Origin of the sequence: Pigmentiphaga sp. YJ18, assembly GCF_038066655.1 — a bacterium.
In the GTDB taxonomy this organism is placed as follows: Bacteria; Pseudomonadota; Gammaproteobacteria; order Burkholderiales; family Burkholderiaceae_B; genus Pigmentiphaga.
Genome location: NZ_JBBUKU010000001.1, coordinates 1 through 22,267 on the forward strand (window position 1 = coordinate 1; position 22,267 = coordinate 22,267).

Here is a 22,267-nt window from a genome sequence, read left to right on the forward strand (position 1 = left end):
ACCCTGCCGCAAGGCCCCTTCTTTTGGTCGGCTGCTTCGCTGCGCCCGCTTATGCGTAACCGCTGCTGAAACTGCCTTCCTCACCCTTCGCTTGCTTCGCTGCGCCGTTCGCGTTGCGTTGTTTGCATCGAGAAAGAGACTATAGCACGCATTGAAATCGGCACGCAAATCGATCCAGGCTTTCTTGTCAGTTTCGTGACCGGAATCGGGCCTTTTCAGGCCCCGATACAGCGCGCAAAGCGCGCTGTATCGCCGTTTGGCATGGGCAAAAAAAATTTTTACGACTCGCTGGCAGAGGCTCCTGCCCCACTACTACTTATGCTGGAACGACGGAGGGCGCTTGGCGATGAAGGCATCCATGCCTTCCTTCTGGTCGTGCGTGCCGAACAGCGAATGGAACAGGCGTCGCTCGAACTGCATGCCTTCGGCCAGCGGCGTCTCGAAGGCGCGGTTCACCGCTTCCTTGGCCATCATGACCGAGGGCAGCGACATCGAGGCAATGACGGTGGCCATTTCGATCGCCTCGTCCAGCAGCTTGTCCGCGGCCACCACGCGCGAGACCAGGCCCGCGCGTTCGGCCTCGGCCGCGTCCATCAGCCGGCCGGTCAGCACCAGGTCCATGGCCTTGGCCTTGCCCACCGCGCGCGGCAGGCGCTGCGTGCCGCCGGCGCCGGGAATGATGCCCAGCTTGATCTCGGGCTGCCCGAAGCGCGCCGTCTCGGCCGCCACCAGGATGTCGCACATCATGGCCAACTCGCAGCCGCCGCCCAGCGCATAGCCGGCCACGGCCGCGATCACCGGCTTACGGATGCGGCGCAGGGTCTCCCAATTGCAGGTGATGAAGTCCGAGGCGTAGGCCTCTATATAGGAGAGGTCTTTCATCGCGCCGATGTCGGCGCCCGCGGCAAAGGCCTTTTCGCTGCCGGTGATGACCATGGCGCCGATATCGGGATCGGCGTCGAACGCCAGCAGCGCCGCTCCCAGCTCGTCCATCAGCGCGTCGTTCAGCGCATTGAGCGCCTTGGGACGATTCAGGGTCAGCAGGCCGACCCGGCCACGATTTTCGACCAAAACCAGAGCTTCGCTCACGTCCACACTCCTTCCTATATATAGATGTACCCCGGGGGCGCCTCAAGCATACCTGCACCCGCGGCACCCGCGGCTTGAGTTTCCCCCCGCCATGGCGCACCATCTTCGGTTCCGTATCTCGAGGAAAGGACATGGCTGGAGGAGCAAGCAGCGGCCGCAGCATCATCGGACTGCTGCTGGCCGCGGGCCGGGGATCGCGCTTTTCGGCGGACGGCAGCGCGAACAAGCTGCTGGCCCGCGTCGACGGCCGGCCGGTCTGCGCCGGGGCGGCCCAGGCCCTGCGCGGGGCGCTGCCCCGGGTGGCGGCGGCGGTCTCGCCCACGGCTCCCGGGGTGGGCGAGGCGCTGCGGCAGGCCGGATGCGAGGTCATCGTGTGCGACCGCGCCGCCGAAGGCATGGGCGGCACGCTGGCGCAGGCCGTCTCGTGGCTGTCAGCCCGGGAGCAGGCGGCCGGCAACGAAGCGCCCGCCTGGTGCATCATGCCCGCCGACATGCCCTGGGTGCATGCCGATACTGTAGCGGCGCTGCGCGACGCCTGGCTGGCGCTGCCTCCGTCCCGGCGCGAACGCGCGGTGCTCGCGCCCACCTATCGCCAGATGCGTGGCCACCCGGTCCTGCTTGGACCGGACTGGGCCGCGGCGCTGGCGCAATTGCAAGGCGACGAAGGCGCCCGCGCCCTGATCTCCGGCCAGGTCACCCCCCTGGCCGTGGAAGATCCGGGCTGCGTTCGCGACGTCGACACGCCGGACGACCTGGCGCCGGGCCCGACGCTCCTGGGATGAGGAGCCCCCTAGGCGCTGACGCGCAGCGCCATGGATGACCAACATGAAGGAACCTATGCAACGGACCGCCGTTTCCAATCGCCCCGCGCCTCGCCGGCGCGCGTCCCAGCCGGACACGCCCATGGCCGAAGCCATCTCTTACCGCCTGGAACTCATCGATCCGGCCGGGCACCGCTGCCGGGTCACGATGTCCATTCCCGACCCCGACCCGACCGGGCAGTGCGTCAGCCTGCCCGCCTGGATACCCGGCAGCTACATGATCCGCGACTTCGCGCGGCAGATAGAAAGCATCGAGGCGCGGGCGTGGGGCCGCAAGATCGAACTGAGCAAGCTGGACAAGCAGACCTGGCAGGCCGCGCCCTGCCGCGGGCCGCTGCAGATCGTCTGCGAGATCTACGCCTGGGACCTGTCGGTGCGCGCCGCGCACCTGGACCAAAGCCACGGGTTCTTCAACGGCACCAGCGTCTTCCTGCGCGCGGCCGGCCACGACGGCGTGCCCTGCCTGCTGGAACTGGTGGCGCCGCGCGGCCTGGACTGGAAGGTCTACACCAGCCTGCCCGAGGCCGAGGGGCATCCCCAGCGTGCGCCGCGCCACGGTTTCGGCATGTACCGCGCGCCGGACTACGACGCGCTGGCCGATCACCCCATCGAGATGGGCACACCCCAGGTCGCCAGTTTCGAGGCCTACGGCGCGCGGCACGAGCTGGTTTTCACCGGCGACATTCCCAACCTGGATCTCGAACGGCTGGTGACGGACATCCGCAAGATCTGCGAGAAGCAGATCGCCTTCTTCGAACCGCGGACGCGGCGGGCGCCGTTCCTGGACAGTTCGGACCGCTATGTCTTCATGACCATGGTCACCGGCGACGGCTACGGGGGCCTGGAACACCGTTCGTCCACCGCGCTGATGACCTCGCGCTCGGACCTGCCCGTGCAGGGACGGCCCGAGCAGACCGACGGCTACCGCAACTTCCTGGGCCTGGTCAGCCACGAGTATTTCCACACCTGGAACGTCAAGCGCATCAAGCCCGCGGCCTTCGCGCCCTACGACCTGGACCGTGAGAACCATACGCGGCTGCTGTGGCTGTTCGAGGGCTTCACGTCCTATTACGACGACCTGTTCGTGCTGCGGGCCGGCGTGATCACCGAACCGGACTACCTGCGCACGCTGGCCAGGACGGTATCCCTGGTGCACGCGGCACCCGGCCGCTTCAAGCAATCGGTGGCGGAAAGTTCGTTCGACGCCTGGACGCGCTACTACCGCCAGGACGAGAACTCGCCCAACGCCATCGTCAGCTACTACACCAAGGGCTCGCTGGTCGCGCTGGGGCTGGACCTGCTGCTGCGGCACGAAACCGGCGGGCGCCACAGCCTGGACGACGTGATGCGGCAGCTGTGGGCGCGTTATGGCCGCGATTTCTACCGGGGCGGCGCGCGCGGCGTCGAGGAAGACGCCATGCCGGACCTGATCCGGGAAGCCACCGGCGTGGACGCGCGCGATTTCCTGCGCCGCCACGCCTACGGCCGCGAGGACGTACCCTTGGCGGAACTGCTCGCGCAGCAGGGCTATGCCCTGACCTGGAAGGCCTCGTCGCCGCTTCCTTCCCTGGGCGTGAAGACCGCGCGCCAGGGGGAGGACCTGCGCCTGGCCACCGTGTACACGCTCGGCCCGGCCCACCGGGCGGGGCTGTCGGCACAAGACGTGCTGGTGGCCATCGACGGCCTGCGCGTGCAGAACGGCAACCTGGACAAGCTCCTGGCGCGCTACCGGCCCGGCGACCTGGTCGAGATCCATGCGTTCCGGCGCGATGAACTGCGCCGGTTCACGGTGAAGCTCGAGCCGGCGCCGGAAACGGAGTGCGTGATCGCGGCGGCCTGACCCGGCCGCCGGCCCTCACCAGGCGACGGGTTCCCGCCCCTGCTCCGCCAGCCAGCGGTTGGCGGTTTCGAAGTGCCCGCACCCCAGGAACGGCACCGGCGGGCGCCGGGCCGACAGGGGCGAAGGATGATTGGCCATCAGCACCAGGTGTCTGCCGCCGGGCGGCAGCAATGCCTGCTTGGCCTGCGCGTGCGCGCCCCACAGCATGAAGACCTTGGGCGAAGGTTCGCGCGCGATCGCGGCGATGACCGCGTCGGTGAACGCCTCCCAGCCCTGCTTCGCGTGCGAGGCGGGCGCGCCGTCTTCCACCGTCAGCGACGTATTGAGCAGCAGCACGCCCTGCCGGGCCCATCGCTGCAGATCGTTGCCGAAAGCGGCGGGATTGCCGCCGAAGCTGGCCGCGATCTCGTTGAAGATGTTGCGCAGGCTGGGCGGCCGCTTGAAGCCGTCCGGCACCGAGAACGCCAGGCCCTGGGCCTGGCCGGGGCCGTGATAGGGATCCTGCCCCAGGATCACGACCCGGGTGGACTCCGGCGTGGCCAGATCCAGCGCGCGGAACGGCAAGGCCGGATAGATCACCGCGCCCGCTTCCCGGCGCAGGTCGACGAAGCGCCGCAGCGCGTCGAACGACGGGCTGGCCAACGCCTCGGCCAGCAATTCGCGCCAGCCGGCAGGCAGGCGATCCACGTGGCCTTGCAGCGGTTCGGCCAGGCGGTTGCCCGGCTCCGCCGCGAACAGATCGGCGGGCGCGCTCACTGGACTACCCTCCTGTCGCTGCGCGACATCCTCCCCGAGGGAGGTCGCGCGCCCTTCGGGCGGCCGGGCGGGCGCGCTCATGCGAACAGCCGCGACAGTTCGGCGCCGGGATCGGGCGCCCGCATGAAGGCCTCGCCCACCAGGAAGGCGTTGACGCCGTACTCGCGCATCTGGCGGACCTCGGACTGGCCCAGGATGCCGCTTTCCGTGACCACGCGCTTGCCGGCCGGAATACGTGGCAGCAGGTCGATCGTGTTCTGCAAGGAGACCTCGAAAGTCCGCAGGTTGCGGTTGTTGATGCCGAGCAGGCTGGTACGCAATTCCAGCGCCGTATCCAGCTCGGCCGCGCCGTGGACCTCCACCAGCACGTCCATGCCGAGTTCCAGGGCCAGCGCTTCCAGGTCCCGCAACTGCGAGGGCGCCAGCGCGGCCACGATCAGCAGGATGCAATCGGCGCCCATCGCACGCGCCTCGACCACCTGGTAGGCATCGACGATGAAATCCTTGCGCAGCACGGGCAGCGCGCACGCGGCGCGGGCGCGGCGCAGGTAGTCCTGCGATCCCTGGAAGAACTGCACGTCGGTCAGCACGGACAGGCAGGCCGCGCCATGCGTGGCATACGAGGCCGCGATCTCGTCGGGCTGGAAGTTCTCGCGCAGCAGACCCTTCGAAGGCGAGGCCCTCTTGATCTCGGCGATGACGCCGGACTGGCCCGCCGCCACCTTGGCCTCGATCGCCTGCGCGAAGCCCCGCACGTCCTGCCGGGCCTCGGCTTCGCGCCGCAGGTCGGACTCGCTGCGAAGCAGGCGCGCGGTGGCGACCTCTTCGGCCTTTACTTCCAGTATGCGTTGGAGAATGTCACTCATGACCCACCCATCAAGATTCCTGTGCGAAGGCGGCTTATTGCGCCGCCTTCCTGGTGAACGATACGAACTCGTCCAGCCGCGCGCGCGCGGCGCCGCTGGCGATCAGCTCGAAGGCCTTGCGTATACCCTCGGCCACCGATGACACGGTATTGCCGGCATACATGGCCAGGCCGCCGTTCAGCGCAACGATGTCGCGCGCGGGGCCTGGTACGTTGGACAAGGCTTCCAGCACGAGTTCACGGGATTCGTCGCGATTGGCGACTTTCAGGCTGCGGTTGGACACCATCTGGAGACCGAAGTCCTCGGGATGGATCTCGTATTCGTGCACTTCGCCGTCGCGCAGCTCGCCCACCATGGTGGCCGCGCCCAGCGAGGCCTCGTCCATGCCGTCCTTGCCGTAGACCACCAGCACGTGCTTGGACCCCAGGCGCTGCAGCACCCGCACCTGGATGCCGACCAGGTCGGGATGGAACACGCCCATGAGCTGGTTGGCGGCGCCGGCCGGATTGGTCAGCGGCCCCAGCAGGTTGAAGATGGTGCGCACCGCCAGTTCCTTGCGGATGGGCGCGATGTTCTTCATGGCCGAGTGGTGAACGGGCGCGAACATGAAGCCGATGCCGGTGGCTTCGATGCATTCGGCCACGGCCGCGGACGGCAGCATGACGTTGGCGCCCAGCGCCTCCAGCACGTCGGCGCTGCCCGAGGACGACGAGACCCCGCGATTGCCGTGCTTGGCGATCTTGGCGCCGCCGGCCGCCGCCACGAACATGGCCGCGGTCGAGATGTTGAAGGTATGCGCGCCGTCGCCGCCGGTGCCGGCCAGGTCGACCAGGCGGTCGGTATCGGGAACCTGCACGCCGTCGGCGAACTCGCGCATGACCTGCGCGGCCGCGGTGATCTCGCCTATGGTCTCTTTCTTGACGCGCAGGCCCATGATGAGCGCGGCCGCGGTCGCCGGCGACATCTCGCCGCGCATCAGCATGCGCATCAGCGACAGCATCTCGTCGTGGAATATCTCGCGGTGTTCGATGCAACGCACCAGCGCTTCGGTCGGGGTAATGGACACCATGGACTCCTTGGGAAATCGTTGCCGCTGGTTCATGCGTTCAACTGCAGGAAATTGCGCAGCAAGGCATGGCCATGCTCGCTCAAGACGGATTCGGGGTGGAACTGCACCCCGTAGACGGGAAGGCTGCGGTGGCGCAGGCCCATGATCTCCCCATCGTCGGTCTGCGCCGTCACCTCCAGGCAGTCGGGCAGGCTGTCGCGTTCGATCGCGAGCGAGTGGTACCGGGTGACCGTGTAGGGAGACGGCAAGCCTTGGAACACGTCGCTGCCCGTATGGGTCAGGGCCGACGTCTTGCCGTGCATGATCTGCCGCGCGCGGACGATTTTGCCACCAAACGCGGCACCGATGGACTGGTGGCCCAGGCACACGCCCAGGATGGGCACCTTGCCGGCATAGGCCTGGATGAGCGGCACCGAGATGCCGGCCTCGGCGGGCGAGCACGGCCCGGGCGAGACGCAGATGCGCTCGGGCGCCAGGGCCGCGATCTCGTCCAGCGTGATCTGGTCGTTGCGATACACCCGCACGTCCGCGCCGAGTTCGCCGAAATACTGGACCAGGTTGTAGGTAAAGGAATCGTAATTGTCGAGCATCAGCAGCATGCCGCTCTCCCCGTGGAATCGAACAGGCCGGTGGCCGGGAACACGTCGGCGATCGCGCCGTCCGGGAGCTGGCGCCACCACGCGAGCGACGAGCCACGATGCACGTGTGCGGGGGTTCGGCTGGCAAGGGGGGATACTGCTGGATACACGGACAATCTCCTGGATCGGGAGCCGCCGTGCCGGGGGAGCTGTGTGAATTCGCGACCTGCCACCGGTTACGGCGGCAGGGTGCAGTTCTCGAACCGCAACAACGTGCCGCTTCCTAGCGGAAGCGCCACCACTGAGCTGCTTGGTTCGAAACGATGCGGTTCATGTCTTGAAGTGAGTCGGGAGCCGCGGCCATGTGCGCGTTTCAGCTCCGGCGGGAATTCTAGCGCGTCCGCGTTTCGCTTGTCGAACGGAAGAAATGGGGACGGAACAAGAACGTCCCCACCGCCTTCTTCCCTAAAACGGCACCCCGTCCAACCGCCCCATCTTGCCGCTGGCGAAGTCGCGCTTGGCCTGCAGCAGGCGCTCGGGCGTGTCCATCACGAACGGCCCACCGAAGAAAATCTGCCCCTGCGCCGGCGGCCCGCCCAGCAGAGCGACGTCTGCGGGGCCCTGCGCCGTGGCCCGCAGCTCGACCGAGTCGCCGGGCGCCAGGACCGCCAGCGCGCCGGCGCCGAGCGTCCTGCCATCGCCGAGATCCAACTGGCCGTCCAGCACGACCAGGCCCAGCTCCTCTTCCGGCACCGGCAGCACGGTACGCCCTCCCGAAGCCAGCCGGACATGTGCCAGCAGCGTGGGCATGGTCGTGGCCATGGGGCCGGCATGCCCACCGATGTTTCCCGCGATCACGCGCACGCGCGCGCCGCCCTGTTCGAATTCGGGAATGCTGCCGCGCCGGAAGGACGCATAGGCGGGCTCGATCAGCTTCTGTCCGGGTGGCAGACTGGTCCAGAGCTGCAGGCCATGGCGGCCGCCGGCCGGCTGCTCGGCGTGGAGCATGCCCCGGCCGGCCCGTATCCATTGGGCGTCGCCCGCGCCCAGGCGGTCGCGGAAACCTTCGCTGTCGCGGTGCTCGACCTCGCCCTCCAGCAGGTAGCTGATCACCTCTATGCCCGCGTGCGGATGCGGCGAATCGCCGATGCCGCGCCGGGACCGATGGCGATAGTGGTCGATGAAAACGAAAGGCCCCAGCGAAATCCGGTCCCGCTGCGGCAACGCGCGCCACAGCAGCATGTCGCCGTCATCGATGACGCGCTGCGCGGGCAGCACGGCGGATACAAGGCGTTCGGTCATGATGAAGATTCTCCTGTCGTCGTTCAGGCGCCGGCCGCGGCCAGGCCGTCGATCCGCAGCGTCCCGACGGCGCCGTGCATCTCGATCGGCGCGATGTCCTTGCCGTGGACCACCACGCCGCCCGCGATCTCGATCTCGCGCGCCGAACCGCCGGACTTGACGCTGAGCGCGATGGCCGACAGCTTCACGACCACGCCCTTGACCAGCGAATCGCCGGTGCCGCCAAAGGTCTCGATGCCGCGGCGCACCGACAGGCGGCCGATGGGCTGGCTGATCTGGATCCCGACCGCGCCGTCCGCATGCGTGACGAGCCGGTCGAACTCCGCCACGTTGACGGTACCGTCGTAGACGTTGAAGGCGCGCGCGCCCTGCCCGAAGGTTTCGATGGGCGCGTGCACGCGCAGTTCGTTGACCACGCCGAAGTTGACGAAGCCGATACCGCTGGGGCCATACGAGGTCAGCTTTTCCCGCGCGTCCCAGCGATCCACCGTGCCCCAGTTGTCGAGCACCATGTCGTTGACGCCGTAAGTCACGACCGGCCCGAGGTTGCGCACCACGTCGACGAAGGCGTTGCTGACGGTGAACACGCCGCCGGTGATCTGGTCGGGCGTGCCGGCGGGAATCCGGCCGTCGCTATGGACCGCGCCGGTTTCCAGCAGGGACACAGCCAGGCGCCCTCCCCCGGCCATGCCGCTGACGAAGATCCCGCTGCCCAGCACGGGTGCGGTGGGCCGGCCGGCCGACAGGCCGGTCAGGCGTGCGCTGATGGTCACGGCGGCATCGTCCTGCATGTTCCACAACGTGAAGGCGCCCTGGGTCACGTAGACGCCATAGCCTTGCGGCCGGTCGGCCCGGGCCCGCGCATCGGCCGCGACGATGTCCAGTCCGTCGACCTCGACATGGCCCGCGCGGACCTTGTCGCGGGCCAGGATCTGGACCTGTCCGACGGTGGTCACCGCCGCGAGGCGGATGCGGCCCAGCCCGTCCACCCCGGTATCGTTGAAGATGGCTCGCCGGTCGGGCGAGGCTTCGATGCGCAGGTCACGGATCTCGTTGTCCTCGCTCAGCTGCACGCCATCGCTGCCCGCGGCGAAGGCCAGGACCGCGCCGGCTTCCCCGCCGACCAGGGACTGGCCCGGCAGCAGCCGGATCGAAGGCAGGCCGGACAGCAGCCCGCCTACGGCGATGACCTGCCTGCCGGCGTCCTGCACGGCAGCTTGAAGTGCTTCGGAAGTGGTGACGAGTGCTTGCGATGCCATAATGGCGCTCCTGGATGATGGAAGGCCGCGGTAGCCGGCCCGAGAAGCCCTACTCTAGGCTTGGGGGCGATGCCGATGAAGGGGACGGCGGGCACTTCATTTGTGCCCAGCCGGCATCAATCCATGGATCGCGCGGACGAATGCGCGCACAATGCTCGTCGGACGATGCGGGGCGAACGGCATGAACGAAGCGTCAGGCAAACTGGACACGGTGGAGATGTTCTGCGCGGCGGCCCGGGCCGGGAGCTTCACCGCGGCCGCGACCGTGCTGGGTACGACGCCTTCGGCGATCAGCAAGGCCGTGCGGCGCCTGGAGGACAGGCTGGGCGTCAAGCTGTTCGCGCGAACCACCCGCGCAATCCGGCTGACGGACGACGGACAGGCCTATTACCGCACGTGCAGCCAGGCCCTGGAAAACATCCACGACATCGAGCGTTCGCTGACGGGACACCGGCTGCCACGCGGCGAACTGCGCATCAGCGCTCCCGCCAGCTACGGCATCAAGCGGCTGATCCCGCTCGTGCCACGCTACGTGGCGCACCATCACGGGCAGGTGAAGGTGACCGTCTCGGTCAGCAACGCCGTGGCGGATTTCGTGATGGACGACGTCGACATGGCGATACGCATCGGCGAGGTCGCGGACTCGCGGCTGGTCGCGCGGCCGCTGCACCCGGCCAGCCCGCGCATCGTCGCCTCGCCGGCCTATCTGCGCCGGCACGGCACGCCCGCCACGCCAGAGGACATGGCCAACCACGCCTGCCTGGGATTGATCATGCCCGACAGCGGCCGCGCCATGCCCTGGACCTTCGCGCCGTCGGCTGATGGCATGGCCACGCAGGTCCGGCTCCAGCCCGCGATGAACTTCGACCATCCGCTGGGCACGCTAGCGGCCGCGTTGAGCGACGCCGGCCTCGCGCAGTTGCTGGACTTCACCGTCGAGGACGACCTGCGCAGCGGCCGCCTGGTGGAGGTCCTGGCCGCGTGGCGTCCGCCAGCCCAGCCGGTTTCCGTCGTCTGGCCCGGCAATCGCCATGTGCCCGCCACGGTGCGCAGCTTCGTGGATTTCCTAGTCGATACCGCCCACGCCTGACCGGCCCTATCAAATCCCTTTATCGCCCACCGCCTCGATTCGATTGGCGCCGATGCCGCTCGCGTTCGCATAATCATCCCACCTCGATGCCCCGGCGCGGCCGGACGCATCCGGGGCCAATCGGAGACGTGTCGATGCGATTCGCGGTAACAGAGATAGTCGAGGACTTCGTGGGCGAAATCGAGGACTTCCCCTTCGATGCCATCGACCAGGATGTCGTTGCCCAGTTGAAAGCGGCGTGGTTCCGCTACCCGGTCCTGCGCTTTCGCGGCGTCCGGATCGGCGATCGGGAGCAGGTGGCCTTCAGCCGTGCGCTCGGCCCGGCGGTGTTCCATCCTCGGCAGCTCCAGGAAGGCAGGAATGCCGAGTTCCCCGAAATCCTGGTCATCAGCAACAAGAAGAAGGCCGACGGTTCGCCGGCGGGCGACCTGGGCGACGGCGAAGTGCGCTGGCACACGGACACCTGGTTCGTCGAACAGCCGCCGTCGGCCGCCATTCTGCGGGCGGTCGAACTGCCCGACCAGGGCGGCAACACGTATTTCGCCAACATGTATGCCGCCTACCAGAGCCTGGACACGGCAATGAAGGCGCGCCTGGACGGCCTCGCCATCCATCACCAGTCGGTCGTCGACGGACGCGGGGAGGTCAGGCTGGGCAAGACGCCGCCGGCATCCGACGACTACGCCGCCTGGGCCGGCGTCGATCACCCGCTGGTCCGGCGGCATCCCGGATCCGGCCGTCCATGCCTGTACCTGGGCGGCGATCGTCCGCACCAGTCCATCCCCGGCATGCCCCAGGACGAAGCGGCGCCGTTGCTGGCGGCCCTGTGGGCGGCGGCCACCGATGCCCGCCACGTCTGGGCGCAGCAATGGCGGCCCGGCGACATGATGATGTGGGACAACCGCTGCCTGCTGCACAAGCGCGATGCCTTCGACCCGCGATCCGTGCGGCGCCTGCATCGGACCACCGTCGAGGGCGAGCGGCCGATCGCGGCGGAGCTGGCCCATGCCTGAGGCAGCCTTCCGCTTCGGCGACCTGCCGGCGCCCCTGCCGCCCGAGCTGCGCGCGCTGGCCGACGGCCTGGAACCCGCCGCGCTGGGCCACCTGCTGGACCAAGGCTTCACCGGACCGCGCCACCGCCATCTGGCGGGCCGCCGCGAGCCGTCGGTGGGCATGGTCGTGACCTGCTTCAGCCCCGGCGCTGACAACGCCATCGTGCATCACGCGGTTTCCCGCCTGCGGCCCGGCGATTTCCTGGTCATCGCACGCGGCCCGGACCGCCCCGAGGCCTGCCTGGGAGGCGGTCTGGCACTGGCCGCCGAACGAGCGGGCTGCGCCGGCATCCTGGTGGACGGCCCGGTCACGGACGTGCAGGAACTCCGGCAACTGGCCTTGCCCGTCTGGGCGGTCGGCCTGACCGCGCTGACCTGCAAGCGCCACTATGAAGGCGGCACATTCTGCGAGCCCGTCTCCATCGATGGCATGGACATCGCCCCCGGGATGCTGGCGCTGGGCGACGAGAACGGCGTGCTTTTCGTGGACGGCCCCCGCCTGCAGGCATGCGCGCCGGAGGCGAAGGCGCGGCAGTCCGCGCAGGCGGAACGCTATGCCCGGGTCCGCGCGGGCGGGCGCCTGGCCGCGCTCAACGGCACGGACGAGGCGTTCGCGCGGATCCTGGCGGAGACGGCGCGATGACCCCGTTCTCCCTGGAGCCCAAGCGATACGACGAACTGGTCCGGATCCGGCGCGACATCCACCGCCATCCCGAACTCGCGTTCGCGGAGCGGCGCACCGCGGCCATCGTCCGGCACGACCTGGCCGAGTTGGGGCTCGATGCCGTTTCCGGCGTGGCCGGCACCGGCGTCGTGGCGGTGCTGGACACCGGTCGCCCCGGGCGCACGGTCGGGCTGCGCGTCGACATGGACGCCCTGCCCATGACGGAAACCGCCGACGTGCCGTTCAAGTCCGAGGTGCCGGGCGCGGCCCACACCTGCGGCCACGACGTGCATTGCGCCATCGGACTGGGCGCGGCCTCGCTGCTGTGCGAGCGGCGGCACACCTTGCGCGGCCGCTTCAAGTTCCTTTTCCAGCCTGCCGAGGAAACGCTGGAGGGCGCGCGGGCGATGATCGAGGCGGGCGTGCTCGAGGCGCCGGCGGTGGACGTGCTGCTGGGCTGCCACAATTCACCGCAGCTGGACACGGGCCGGATCGGCTACCGGCACGGGGCGTCCATGGCCTCGTCCAGCGCCTTCGTCATCGACGTTCGCGGCGCGGCCGGCCATGCCGCCCATCCCCGCTCCGGCGTGGATGCCTTGCAGGCCTTGCCCATGCTGCTGACCGGGCTCAACGCGATACGCGCCAAGGAAGTCGCCGCCGACCAGCCCCTGATCCTTTCCGTGGGCCGGATCCAGGGCGGCCGCGCGCGCAACGTCATCTGCGACGCGGTCACGCTGGAAGGCACCTGCCGGACGCTCGACGACGCCGTGCGCGGCGAGGTCGAGGCCGCGCTGCGCCGGCTGGCGCAAGGCACGGCCACGGCCACGCGGACGGCGGTGGACGTGCAATGGCGTACCCTGGCCCCCGCGCTGGTCAACGACCGCGACACCCTGGAGCGGGCCATCCGCGCGATCGAACGCGGCCTGGGCGCCGGCGCCCTGGTCGCACTCGATGCGCCGTCGATGGGCGGCGAGGATTTCGCCTGGTACGGACAACATGTCCCCGTCGCGCACCTGCGCATCGGATCCCGTTGCGCGGGACCCTCGACACAACTGCACCAAAGCGATTATTTCTGCGACGAACGCGCCATCGAGGCCGGGGCCCTGGCCCTGGCCGCGGCGGCGGCCGAGCTGGCCGCGACCTGACGCGGCGCCGTTCGCACCTACCCTGCAAGGAAACCCTCATGGAACGACGACGATTCCTGTTTGGCCTGGCGGCGGCCGCCGCGATGCCCACGGCCCGGTCCCAGAGCCGGCCGATCCGTTTGCTGGTCCCCTTCGCCCCCGGCGGCGCGACCGACGTCATCGCGCGCGAGATCGCGGTGCTGATGGGAAAACACCTGGGCGCCGCCGTGGTGGTGGAGAACCGCGGCGGCGCGGGCGGATCGATCGGCACCTCGGAAGTCGCGCGCGCCGCCCCCGACGGCTACACGCTGGGACTCGCCACGCAATCGACCCACGCGGTCAACCCCGTCGTCTACCGCAAGGTGGGATACGATCCCCTGACCGACTTCACGCTGCTGGGGGAGATCGCGCAGGCGCCCGGCATCCTGCTGGTCAACAGCAAGGTGCCGGCCACGACGCTGGCGCAATTCGTGCAGCATCTGCGCAGCCATCCCGACCAGTTGACCTATTCGTCCCCCGGCAACGGCACCATCGGCCACGTCTGGGGCGAACAGTTCAAGCACTCGACCGGCACGGCCATGCTGCACGTGCCGTACAAGGGCGCCTCGCAGGCCCTGGCCGACCTGGTGGCGGGCCAGGTCGATTCGACCTTCACCTCGGTCGCCTCGGCCATGCCCTATCTGCGGAACGGCCGGGTACGCGCGCTGGCGGTAAGCTGGCCCAGGCGCCTGGACATGCTGCCCGCGGTGCCGACCTATGCCGAGGCGGGATGGCCGGACAACAACCAGCCGACGTGGTACGGCCTAGTGGGACCGGCCGGCCTTGCCGAGGACACGCGCGGCGCGCTGCGGGCCGCCATGCGGGCCGCGCTGGACGACCCCGGCCTGCGGGAAAAGTACCGCGGACAAGGCGTGTTTCCCGCCCTGGGCACGCCGGAGCAGTTCGCGGCGACCATCCGGCGCGACATGGACAGCATCGCGGCCATCCGCAGGACTGCCCAGATTTCGGTGGACTAGCCGGCGTTTCTGCCCGATCATCGTCTCCGGTTTTCTTCCAGGCGGACGATAGACCTTGGCATTGAAACTCAGGCAGATCGAAGCCTTCCGGGCGGTCATGCGGGAAGGCAGCATGGTGCGGGCCAGCTCGGCGCTGGCCATCACCCAACCGGCCGTCAGCTACCTGATCGGATCGCTGGAAAGCGCCGTGGGTTTCGCGCTGTTCCGGCGCGAGAAGGGCAAGCTCATTCCCACGCCCGAGGCGCACCAGCTCATCGACGAGGTCGACCGCCTGTACGAAAGCGTGGACGAGGTCGAGGCGGTGGCGCGGCTGATCGCCAATCACCAGCGCGCGGTGCTGCGCATCCTGCTGACCCCCGCCCTGTCCACGGGCGCCTGCGTCCAGGCCATCGGCCGCTACGCGGCGCGGCACCCGGGCATCCGCCTGGACATCGATACCGCGCACCGGGCGACGATCCTGCGCCGCCTGCTGTCGGGCCACGCCGACCTGGCGGTGCTGTCGCTGCCGGTGGAAACGGATCGGATCGTGGCGACCAGCGTCTTCACCAGCGATCTGGTCTGCGTTCTTCCGGCGCACCACGAACCGCCCCGGCCGAACACCATCACCCCAGGCGACCTGGCGGGCGTCCCGTTGATCGGGCTCAAGCCCAGCGGCGTGATCCGCCCCATCGTCGACCGCTGGTTCTCGGCGGCGAACGTCACGCCACGCTTCGACATCGAGGTGCGCGATGCCTGGACCGCCATCGAACTCGTGCGCGGCGGCGCGGGTGCCGCCATCGTGAGCCGCATCAGCGTCCCGCCTTTCGGCGCGGATCCGCTGCGCGTGCTGACGCTCGCGCCGGCCGGGCACATCGAGATCGGCATCGTGTCGCCGGCCTCGCTTCCCGTCCACCGTACGGTGGGCGCCCTGGCGGATTTCCTGCGCGAGCAGATGCGGCTCAAACCGTGCGCCGCGTCTTCATCAACATGTCGTAGAGCAACTGCGCCACCGGACTGAGCTGCCTGCCGCGCCGGTGGATCAGCCCGATGTCCCGGCTGACGGCCGGCTCGCGCAGGGGCTTGCTGACCAGGGCCGCATGCCGGCCCTTGGGCATGGCCAATTTCGGCACGACGCCTATGCCCACTCCGGCTTCCACCAGGCTGACCAGCGCGGGGACGTGCTGGACCTCGCAGAACCATCGCGGCTGCTGCGCGCTATGCGCCAGCGCCTGGTCCATCAGGAAGCGGTTGCCGCTGCCCTGGGCCAGCCGGATGAAGTGATGATCGGCCAGCTGCGCCCAGGTCAGCGTGCGCCGCGCCGCCAGGGGGTGGTCGCGCCGAAGCGCCACCACGAAGGGTTCGTTCAGCAGGGGCTGGTAGGTGATCTCGGCGTCCTGCGTGCCGATGTAGGTCAGGCCGAAATCGGCATCGCCGCGCGCCACCGCCGTCAAGACTTCGGACGATGACTCGTCGATGATGCGGATACGGATGCGCGGATATTGCTGGTGGTACTGGTGGATGACCTCGGGCAGGAAATAGGCCACCGCCGACGGCACGCAGGCGATGGTGACCTCGCCCGACAGCTTCTCGGCCACGTCCTGGATCCCTATCAGGGCGCTCTCGAGCTCGTTCAGAACGTTTCTTGCGCGCGGCACGAAGCCGCGTCCTATGGTCGTCAGCTGGACCTTGCGCGTGGTCCGCTCGAACAGCTTGACGCCCAGGGCATCCTCCAGCTTGTCCACTCGCCGGGACAGCGCGGACTGCGACACGTGCAGGGACTCGGAAGCGGCTCGGAAGCTTCCCAGGTCCGCCACGGCAAGAAAGGCTCGCAGATCGGCCAGGTCGAATTTCATGCGTTTTTGTCAAGAATCCATCCAATTTTTGCACTTTACTCCCATTTGTCCGTCGCCCAAGATGCGTTCCATAGCCTTCTTTCCCTACGCAGGAACGCCTCATGCCCGCCACCGTTGTCCCGCCCCCGAAATATTCCGAAGCAGAACTGACCCGCCTGGGCATCCTGGCATTCCGCGCGCTCGGCCTGCCCGAGCAGGACGCCCAGGACGTCGTCCGCGTGCTGGTGCTGGCCGACATGTTCGGCTTGTCGACCCACGGCCTGAGCCGCCTCGAATCGTATGGCGATCGCCTGAAGGTCGGCGGTATCGCCGCGCGCGCCCAGGTAACGGTGAGCACGGTGGCCCCCGCGCTGCGCCTGGTCGACGGCGGCAACGGCGTCGGCCCGCTGGTCGGCATGCATGCCCTGCGCGCCGCCATGGAGGCCGCGGGCGAATGCGGCGTGGGCGTCGCGTTCGCCCGCGCCAGCAATCATTTCGGCCCGGTGTCGCCGTACTCGCTGATCGCCGCCCAGAGCGGCTTCGCCAGCATCATCGGCAGCAACGCCACCACCACCATCGCCCCCTGGGGCGGCAGCGACGCCAGGCTGGGCAACAGCCCGATCGGATTCGGCGTCCCCAACCCCGGCGGCGATCCCTTCCTGCTCGACATGGCGATGAGCGTCGTCGCCCGCGCCAAGATCCGCCGGGCCCTCAAGCAGGGCCAGCCCATCCCCGATAGCTGGGCCACCGACCAGGCCGGCCGCCCCACCACCGACCCGGCCGCCGCGCTGGACGGCTTCCTGCTTCCCATCGGCGGGCACAAGGGCTATGGCCTGGCCCTGATGGTGGACCTGTTCGCCGGCCTGCTGTCCAACGCCGCCTACCTGACCCACGTGAAGTCGTGGGTCGAGGCGCCGGACGAGCCGCAGAACCTGGGGCACTTCTTCATCCTGATCGATACGCGCCGGCTCGGCTCCACCGCCTGGCTGGCCGAGAGGATGAAGGACTTCGCCGCCATCCTGCACGGCAGCTCGCCCATCGATCCTGCCCACCCCGTCATCGTCCCGGGGGAAATCGAACTGGGCCGGCTGGCGCGCAGCCGCGCGGAGGGCATCGAACTGGATGCCGACACGGCCGCCCTGCTGGCCGCCTACGCCGCGCCTCGTTAAGGCCACGGCCAGACCAAGGAGGAAGACATGAAGACACTGGCAACGCTGGCGATGCTCGCCCTGGCACTGCCCGGGCACGCGCCCGCCGCGGACAAATATCCATCCAGGCCCGTGCGGGTCATCGTGCCCTACGTCGCAGGCGGCGCCGCCGACATCACCACGCGGGTGGTCGCCCAGAAGCTGTCGGACCGCCTGGGCGCGAGCTTCGTCGTCGAGAACAAGCCCGGCGCCAACGGCATGATAGGCACGGACTTCGTCGCCAAGGCCAAACCGGACGGCTATACCCTGCTGGCCGATGCCAGCGGGCCGCTGGTCGTCAACCCCTCCTTGTACGAAAAGGTGCCGTACGACCCGGTGAAGGACCTCATACCCGTCAGCCAATTGACCAGCTACCAGTACGCGCTGGTCGTGCCCGCGGCCTCGCCGCTGCACAGCCTGGACGACCTGGTCCGCGCCGCGCGGGCGCAGCCGGGCAAGCTCAGCTACGGGTCGGCCGGCATCGGCGCCGGCGGCCACCTGGCCGGCGAACTGCTGGCGCTGATCAGCAAGACCGAACTCACCCACGTTCCCTACAAGGGCAACGCCCAGGCCCTGGCCGACATCCTGGGCGGACAATTGTCCTTCACCTTCGACACCATCGTGACCGCCGTGCCGCACATCCGCGCCGGCAAGCTGCGCGCGTTCGCGGTGTCCGGCCCGGCGCGCTCGCCCGCGCTGCCCGACGTGCCCACCATGGAAGAGCTCGGCTACAAGGGCTTTCACATCACGCAGTTCCAGGGCATGCTTGCTCCCGCCGGCACCGATCCGGCCATCGTGAAAACCCTCAACGACGCGGTGGGCGCCGCCATGCGGGAACCCGACGTGGTCAAGCGCCTGGCCGACGAAGGCGGCTACGAGATCGTTGCCGGCTCCCCGGCGGATTTCGCCCGGCTGATCGCGACCGAACTCGACATGTACCGGCGTCTGATCCACGACGCGAACATCAGGATGCAATGAACATGACCACGATCGATGTCCTGGTCCAGGGCTACCCTGGACGCGCGACCCATCACGGCGGGCTGGGTTGGAGCACGGTGACGCTGGTGCGCACGGGCGGCCGCAACGTCCTCGTCGACGTCGGCGCCTTCGGCGCCCGCAAGCCCATCCTGAAGGCGCTTACCGAACGCGGCGTGCAGCCGGCCGACGTCACCGACGTGGTCCTGACCCATGCCCACTACGATCATGCGGTCAACTTCACGCTGTTTCCGTGGGCCACCGTCTGGATCGGCGACGAGGAACTGAGCTGGGCCGCCGCGCAGCCGCCGGGTTTCAACCCCATTCCCGAGCTTTACGTGCGCGAGCTGTGCGCCTCGCCGCGCGTGCGGCGCGTGCGCGACGGCGAAACCTTCCTGCCCGGACTGCAGGCCATCGCGGCCCCCGGCCACACGCCCGGCCATCTCCTGTTCTACCTGACCGATACGGAAGAACCGGTGCTGTTCACCGGCGATGCGGCCAAGAACCGCGCCGAACTGCTCAGCATGAGCGTGGCGGACACCGACGACGCGCGGGCCAGCGCCCGCAGCCTGGAAAAAATCTGGCAGCTCTGGAAACAGCGGCCCGGCACCTTGCTGGTCCCCGGCCATGACCTGAGCATGCGCCTGGACGCCGAAGGCCGCCCTGTCTATGTGGGCGAACGCGCCGCGGAAATCGGCGTCTGGTTCAGCGAAACGCTGCAACAGGCCAGGATCGACCTCTGCTGCGCACCCCGGCTCGATTTCTCTGAACTCGCGAACGACTGACCATGCCCATCACTCCCGACGTACGCGCCGCCTTCGCCCCCAACGGTGTGCTCCGCGCCTCCATCAACATCGGCAATCCCATTCTTGCCTCGCTGGATGCAGGCAGCGACACGCCGCGCGGCGTATCGGTCGACCTGGCGCGGGAACTGGCGCGCCGGCTGGACCTCCCCATCGAACTGAAGGTCTTCAAGAGCGCCGGCGAATCCGTTCGCGCGGTCACCGATGAAGCGGCCGACGTCGGCTTCTTCGCCATCGACCCCGAACGCGGCCAGGGCATAGGGTTCACCGCGCCCTACGTGATCATCGAGGGATGCTACCTGGTGCCTCATGACTCGCCGCTGCGCGACAACGACGAAGTCGACGCCGCCGGCACCACCGTCGTGGTCGGCCGAGGCAGCGCCTACGACCTGTTCCTGACCCGCGCGCTCCAGCATGCGACGCTGCTGCGTGCGCCCACCTCGCCATCGGTGGTCGAGGTCTTCGTGAAGGAAGGCGCCGACGTCGCCGCCGGCGTGCGCCAGCAGTTGGAGGCCGACATGGCGAACCGCGAAGGACTGCGCCTCCTGCCCGGACGCTTCATGGAAATACGTCAGGCCATGGGCCTGCCCAAGGGCCGCGGCGATGCGGCCGCCCGGGTGCTGCGGACCTACGTGGAAGAAGCCAAGGCCTCCGGCTTCGTGGCCGAGGCCCTGGAACGCCACCGGATCGAGGGCGTATCGGTGGCGCCGGCGGATTGACTCGAACGCGCAGCTAGGCAGGTCAACGCGGGACGGGTATCGCCAAGTGCAGCGTTTGATTGCAGGTATATCCTGTCATCGTCCGACTCATCAACTGCGCAACCTTGGCGTCCGGTGCTATCTGCGGGTAGGACGCCTTCAAGTACGCCTGAGCCTGCTCGAGCCTCTCCGAACGAGCGAACATCAATTTCTTCTCTGAAATGAGGTACTGAAAATCCCCGAGATAGAGGACCTCGCCCGGTTTCGCCTGGAAGGTAATGACGTCCTGGCCGTTGCAAGGCCTGAACGCCGGTCCGATGAGGCCCTCTCCAAGCACCTGAACAATGGCATGTGCCTCGCTCGGCTGGTTTGCCGACACACGAGCCACGATGTAACCGTTTTCAGGCCGGACATTGAACTCTCCGACACGCCAATCCGAATTTTGAAAAGTCGTCGGCGTGACAACGCCTGGCTTGACTGCAATCCGATAGGCTGGACTGACGCCCATGATTACAACGGCTTCGGGCGAATTCGATCCAAAGACTGTGCTTCTTTCGATATTCTGCATTGACATGCAGCCTGTAAGTACCAAAGCGGTGATACAGGGGCTCAGGACTCTTGAAACAAGGCGAAGATGCATGGGCATACCGTTGGCGAGTTGGGACAGGGCAGGTGCGGCCCCTGCCGCTGGTGATCTTGTATCCAAGTACGACGGGGATCCTATCAGACCGGATCATCCAACCCCAGCTGCACCTGCTCCGCCGCCCGCAGCACCGCCCGGGCCTTGGCCTCCGTTTCCGCCCATTCCTTCTCGGGCTCGGAATCGGCCACCACGCCGGCGGCCGCCTGCGCATACAGCATGCCGTTCTTGATCACGCCGGTGCGGATGGCGATGGCCAGGTCCATCTCGCCGCCGTAGCTCAGGTAGCCCGCCGCCCCGCCGTACACGCAGCGCCGCACCGGCTCCAGTTCGTCGATCAGCTCCAGCGCCCGCACCTTGGGCGCGCCGGACAGCGTGCCCGCCGGGAAGGTCGCGCGCAGCACGTCCATGGAGCTCATGTCCCGGCGCAACAGCCCGGTGACGTTCGACACCAGGTGCATGACGTGCGAATAGCGTTCGATCGCCAACTGGTCGGTCACCTGCACCGAGCCGATCTCGGCGATGCGGCCGACATCGTTGCGGGCCAGGTCGATCAGCATGACGTGCTCGGCGATTTCCTTGGGATCGGCGCGCAGTTCCTCGGCCAGCGCCAGGTCTTCCTCGGGCGTGCCGCCGCGGGGGCGGGTGCCGGCCAGGGGCCGGATCGTGACGCGGCTGCGGGTCTCGCCCTGTTCCTGCACCGCCTCCTGCCGCACCAGGATCTCGGGCGAGGAACCCACGACGTGGAAGTCGCCGAAGTTCCAGAAGTACATGTAGGGCGACGGGTTGAGCGAACGCAGCGCCCGGTACAGCGACAGCGGCGAATCGCGGAAGGGCTTGGCGATGACCTGGCCCACCTGGACCTGCATCAGGTCGCCGGCGGCGATGTATTCCTTGGCCTTGAGCACGGCCGCCAGGTAGTCCGGCTTCTGGAAGTCGCGGCGCGTCTCGGTGACCATGCTGGCCTGGCTGTACGGGATCTCGGCCGGGCGGCGCAGCTGCGTGCGCAAGTCCAGCAGGCGGGTGCGGGCGCGGGCATAGGCCTCGCGCTGGCCAGGGTCGGCGTAGACCATCAGGTAGAGCCGCCCGCTCAGGTTGTCGATGATGGCCAGTTCGTCGATCAACAGCAGCAGCAGGTCGGGCACCGGATCGCCCATGCCGGCGGGATCGGGCTTGGTGCAAGGGCCAAGCCGGGGCTCGATGTGCCGGACCATGTCGTGGCCGAAGTAGCCGGCCAGGCCGCCCACGAAACGCGGCATGCCGGGGCGCAGCGCCACCTTGAAGCGTTTCTGGTACTCGGCGATGAAGGCCAGCGGGTCGCCCTCGTGGCGCTCGACCACCTGGTCGTCGGTCACCACCTCGACGTTGCGGCCGCGCGCCCGGATGAAGGTGCGCGCGGGCAGGCCGATGAAGGAATAGCGCCCGAAACGCTCGCCGCCCACCACGGACTCCAGCAGGCAGCTCATGGCGCCGCGCCGGGGCCCGCTCTGGGCCAGTTTCAGGTAGAGCCCGAGGGGGGTATCCAGATCGGCATAGGTCTCGGACACCAGCGGGATGCGGTTGTATCCCTGGGAGGCCAGGGCCTGGAATTCGACTTCGGTCATGCTTGCCTCGTATCGCGTGGAAT

The 22,267-nt window shown here is 68.5% G+C and carries 22 protein-coding genes; 12 read left to right on the forward strand and 10 right to left on the reverse strand.

The features are described from left to right. Positions 1–312 precede the first annotated feature (312 nt). Entirely contained in the window at positions 313–1,089 is a 777-nt protein-coding gene (locus WKR98_RS00005; protein WP_341431649.1) for an enoyl-CoA hydratase, read from the reverse strand. 131 nt (positions 1,090–1,220) lie between these two features. Here WKR98_RS00005 and WKR98_RS00010 point away from each other — a divergent pair, with 131 nt between their 5' ends. Further along, positions 1,221–1,871: a nucleotidyltransferase family protein gene (locus tag WKR98_RS00010; protein WP_341431650.1), complete on the forward strand. Its 651-nt coding sequence runs from the start codon at positions 1,221–1,223 to the stop codon at positions 1,869–1,871. 121 nt (positions 1,872–1,992) lie between these two features. Further along, entirely contained in the window at positions 1,993–3,750 is a 1,758-nt protein-coding gene (locus WKR98_RS00015; RefSeq protein WP_341431651.1) for a M61 family metallopeptidase, read from the forward strand. Between the two features lie 15 nt (positions 3,751–3,765). Here the strand turns inward: WKR98_RS00015 and WKR98_RS00020 are convergent, their stop codons facing one another. From WKR98_RS00020 to WKR98_RS00045, 6 genes are all read right to left on the reverse strand, one after another. Next, a complete protein-coding gene (locus WKR98_RS00020; RefSeq protein WP_341431652.1) occupies positions 3,766–4,506 on the reverse strand; it encodes a uracil-DNA glycosylase in 741 nt (246 codons plus the stop codon). A gap of 77 nt (positions 4,507–4,583) precedes the next feature. After that, on the reverse strand, positions 4,584–5,372 hold the full coding sequence (trpC, locus tag WKR98_RS00025) for an indole-3-glycerol phosphate synthase TrpC (protein WP_124691254.1): 789 nt from the start codon (positions 5,370–5,372) through the stop codon (positions 4,584–4,586). A gap of 34 nt (positions 5,373–5,406) precedes the next feature. Next, positions 5,407–6,438, reverse strand: a complete 1,032-nt coding sequence (gene trpD / locus WKR98_RS00030; protein WP_124692493.1) for an anthranilate phosphoribosyltransferase — start codon at positions 6,436–6,438, stop codon at positions 5,407–5,409. A 32-nt stretch (positions 6,439–6,470) separates the two neighbouring features. Beyond that, a complete protein-coding gene (locus WKR98_RS00035) occupies positions 6,471–7,040 on the reverse strand; it encodes an aminodeoxychorismate/anthranilate synthase component II (RefSeq protein ID WP_341431653.1) in 570 nt (189 codons plus the stop codon). Positions 7,041–7,484: 444 nt separating this feature from the next. Continuing rightward, a complete protein-coding gene (locus WKR98_RS00040; protein WP_124691256.1) occupies positions 7,485–8,321 on the reverse strand; it encodes a pirin family protein in 837 nt (278 codons plus the stop codon). Positions 8,322–8,344: 23 nt separating this feature from the next. Beyond that, on the reverse strand, positions 8,345–9,580 hold the full coding sequence (locus tag WKR98_RS00045; protein ID WP_341431654.1) for a hypothetical protein: 1,236 nt from the start codon (positions 9,578–9,580) through the stop codon (positions 8,345–8,347). Positions 9,581–9,761: 181 nt separating this feature from the next. On the opposite strand from WKR98_RS00045, the gene WKR98_RS00050 reads away from it, so the two are divergent. The 6 genes from WKR98_RS00050 (at position 9,762) to WKR98_RS00075 (ending at position 15,523) form a co-directional block, all read left to right on the forward strand. Beyond that, the gene (locus tag WKR98_RS00050; RefSeq protein ID WP_341431655.1) at positions 9,762–10,670 is read left to right on the forward strand and encodes a LysR family transcriptional regulator; all 909 of its coding nucleotides are present in this window, start codon (positions 9,762–9,764) and stop codon (positions 10,668–10,670) included. A 134-nt stretch (positions 10,671–10,804) separates the two neighbouring features. Further along, the gene (locus tag WKR98_RS00055) at positions 10,805–11,683 is read left to right on the forward strand and encodes a TauD/TfdA dioxygenase family protein (protein WP_341431656.1); all 879 of its coding nucleotides are present in this window, start codon (positions 10,805–10,807) and stop codon (positions 11,681–11,683) included. After that, complete coding sequence (locus WKR98_RS00060; protein ID WP_341431657.1) at positions 11,676–12,365, forward strand: RraA family protein; 690 nt, start codon at positions 11,676–11,678, stop codon at positions 12,363–12,365. Before WKR98_RS00055 ends, WKR98_RS00060 begins: the two co-directional genes overlap by 8 nt. Beyond that, positions 12,362–13,531 carry a M20 metallopeptidase family protein gene (locus WKR98_RS00065; protein ID WP_341431658.1) on the forward strand — a complete coding sequence of 390 codons (1,170 nt, stop codon included), beginning with the start codon at positions 12,362–12,364 and terminating at the stop codon, positions 13,529–13,531. The genes WKR98_RS00060 and WKR98_RS00065 overlap by 4 nt, the downstream gene beginning before the upstream one ends. 38 nt (positions 13,532–13,569) lie before the next feature. Continuing rightward, a complete protein-coding gene (locus WKR98_RS00070; protein ID WP_341431659.1) occupies positions 13,570–14,526 on the forward strand; it encodes a Bug family tripartite tricarboxylate transporter substrate binding protein in 957 nt (318 codons plus the stop codon). 55 nt (positions 14,527–14,581) lie between these two features. Further along, entirely contained in the window at positions 14,582–15,523 is a 942-nt protein-coding gene (locus WKR98_RS00075; protein WP_341431660.1) for a LysR family transcriptional regulator, read from the forward strand. Here the strand turns inward: WKR98_RS00075 and WKR98_RS00080 are convergent. Beyond that, positions 15,465–16,358 (reverse strand): LysR family transcriptional regulator, encoded by an 894-nt coding sequence (locus WKR98_RS00080; protein WP_124691264.1) that lies wholly within the window; start codon positions 16,356–16,358, stop codon positions 15,465–15,467. The two genes, WKR98_RS00075 and WKR98_RS00080, sit on opposite strands and share 59 nt — an antisense overlap. A 101-nt stretch (positions 16,359–16,459) precedes the next feature. Between WKR98_RS00080 and WKR98_RS00085 the strand changes: the two genes are divergently transcribed. Genes WKR98_RS00085 through WKR98_RS00100 form a run of 4 tightly spaced genes read left to right on the forward strand, consistent with a single transcriptional unit; the run spans position 16,460 to position 20,021 of the window. Next, positions 16,460–17,506, forward strand: a complete 1,047-nt coding sequence (locus WKR98_RS00085) for an Ldh family oxidoreductase (RefSeq protein WP_341431661.1) — start codon at positions 16,460–16,462, stop codon at positions 17,504–17,506. Between the two features lie 27 nt (positions 17,507–17,533). Further along, positions 17,534–18,502 (forward strand): Bug family tripartite tricarboxylate transporter substrate binding protein, encoded by a 969-nt coding sequence (locus WKR98_RS00090; RefSeq protein ID WP_341431662.1) that lies wholly within the window; start codon positions 17,534–17,536, stop codon positions 18,500–18,502. Between the two features lie 2 nt (positions 18,503–18,504). Then, the gene (locus tag WKR98_RS00095) at positions 18,505–19,284 is read left to right on the forward strand and encodes an MBL fold metallo-hydrolase (RefSeq protein WP_341431663.1); all 780 of its coding nucleotides are present in this window, start codon (positions 18,505–18,507) and stop codon (positions 19,282–19,284) included. Positions 19,285–19,286: 2 nt separating this feature from the next. Further along, complete coding sequence (locus tag WKR98_RS00100) at positions 19,287–20,021, forward strand: ABC transporter substrate-binding protein (RefSeq protein ID WP_341431664.1); 735 nt, start codon at positions 19,287–19,289, stop codon at positions 20,019–20,021. A 22-nt stretch (positions 20,022–20,043) separates the two neighbouring features. Here WKR98_RS00100 and WKR98_RS00105 read toward each other — a convergent pair whose 3' ends face one another. Both WKR98_RS00105 and WKR98_RS00110 read right to left on the reverse strand, forming a co-directional pair. Then, positions 20,044–20,568 carry a hypothetical protein gene (locus WKR98_RS00105; RefSeq protein WP_341431665.1) on the reverse strand — a complete coding sequence of 175 codons (525 nt, stop codon included), beginning with the start codon at positions 20,566–20,568 and terminating at the stop codon, positions 20,044–20,046. 155 nt (positions 20,569–20,723) lie between these two features. Then, positions 20,724–22,244 (reverse strand): anthranilate synthase component I family protein, encoded by a 1,521-nt coding sequence (locus WKR98_RS00110; RefSeq protein ID WP_341431666.1) that lies wholly within the window; start codon positions 22,242–22,244, stop codon positions 20,724–20,726. Between the last annotated feature and the right edge of the window lie 23 nt (positions 22,245–22,267).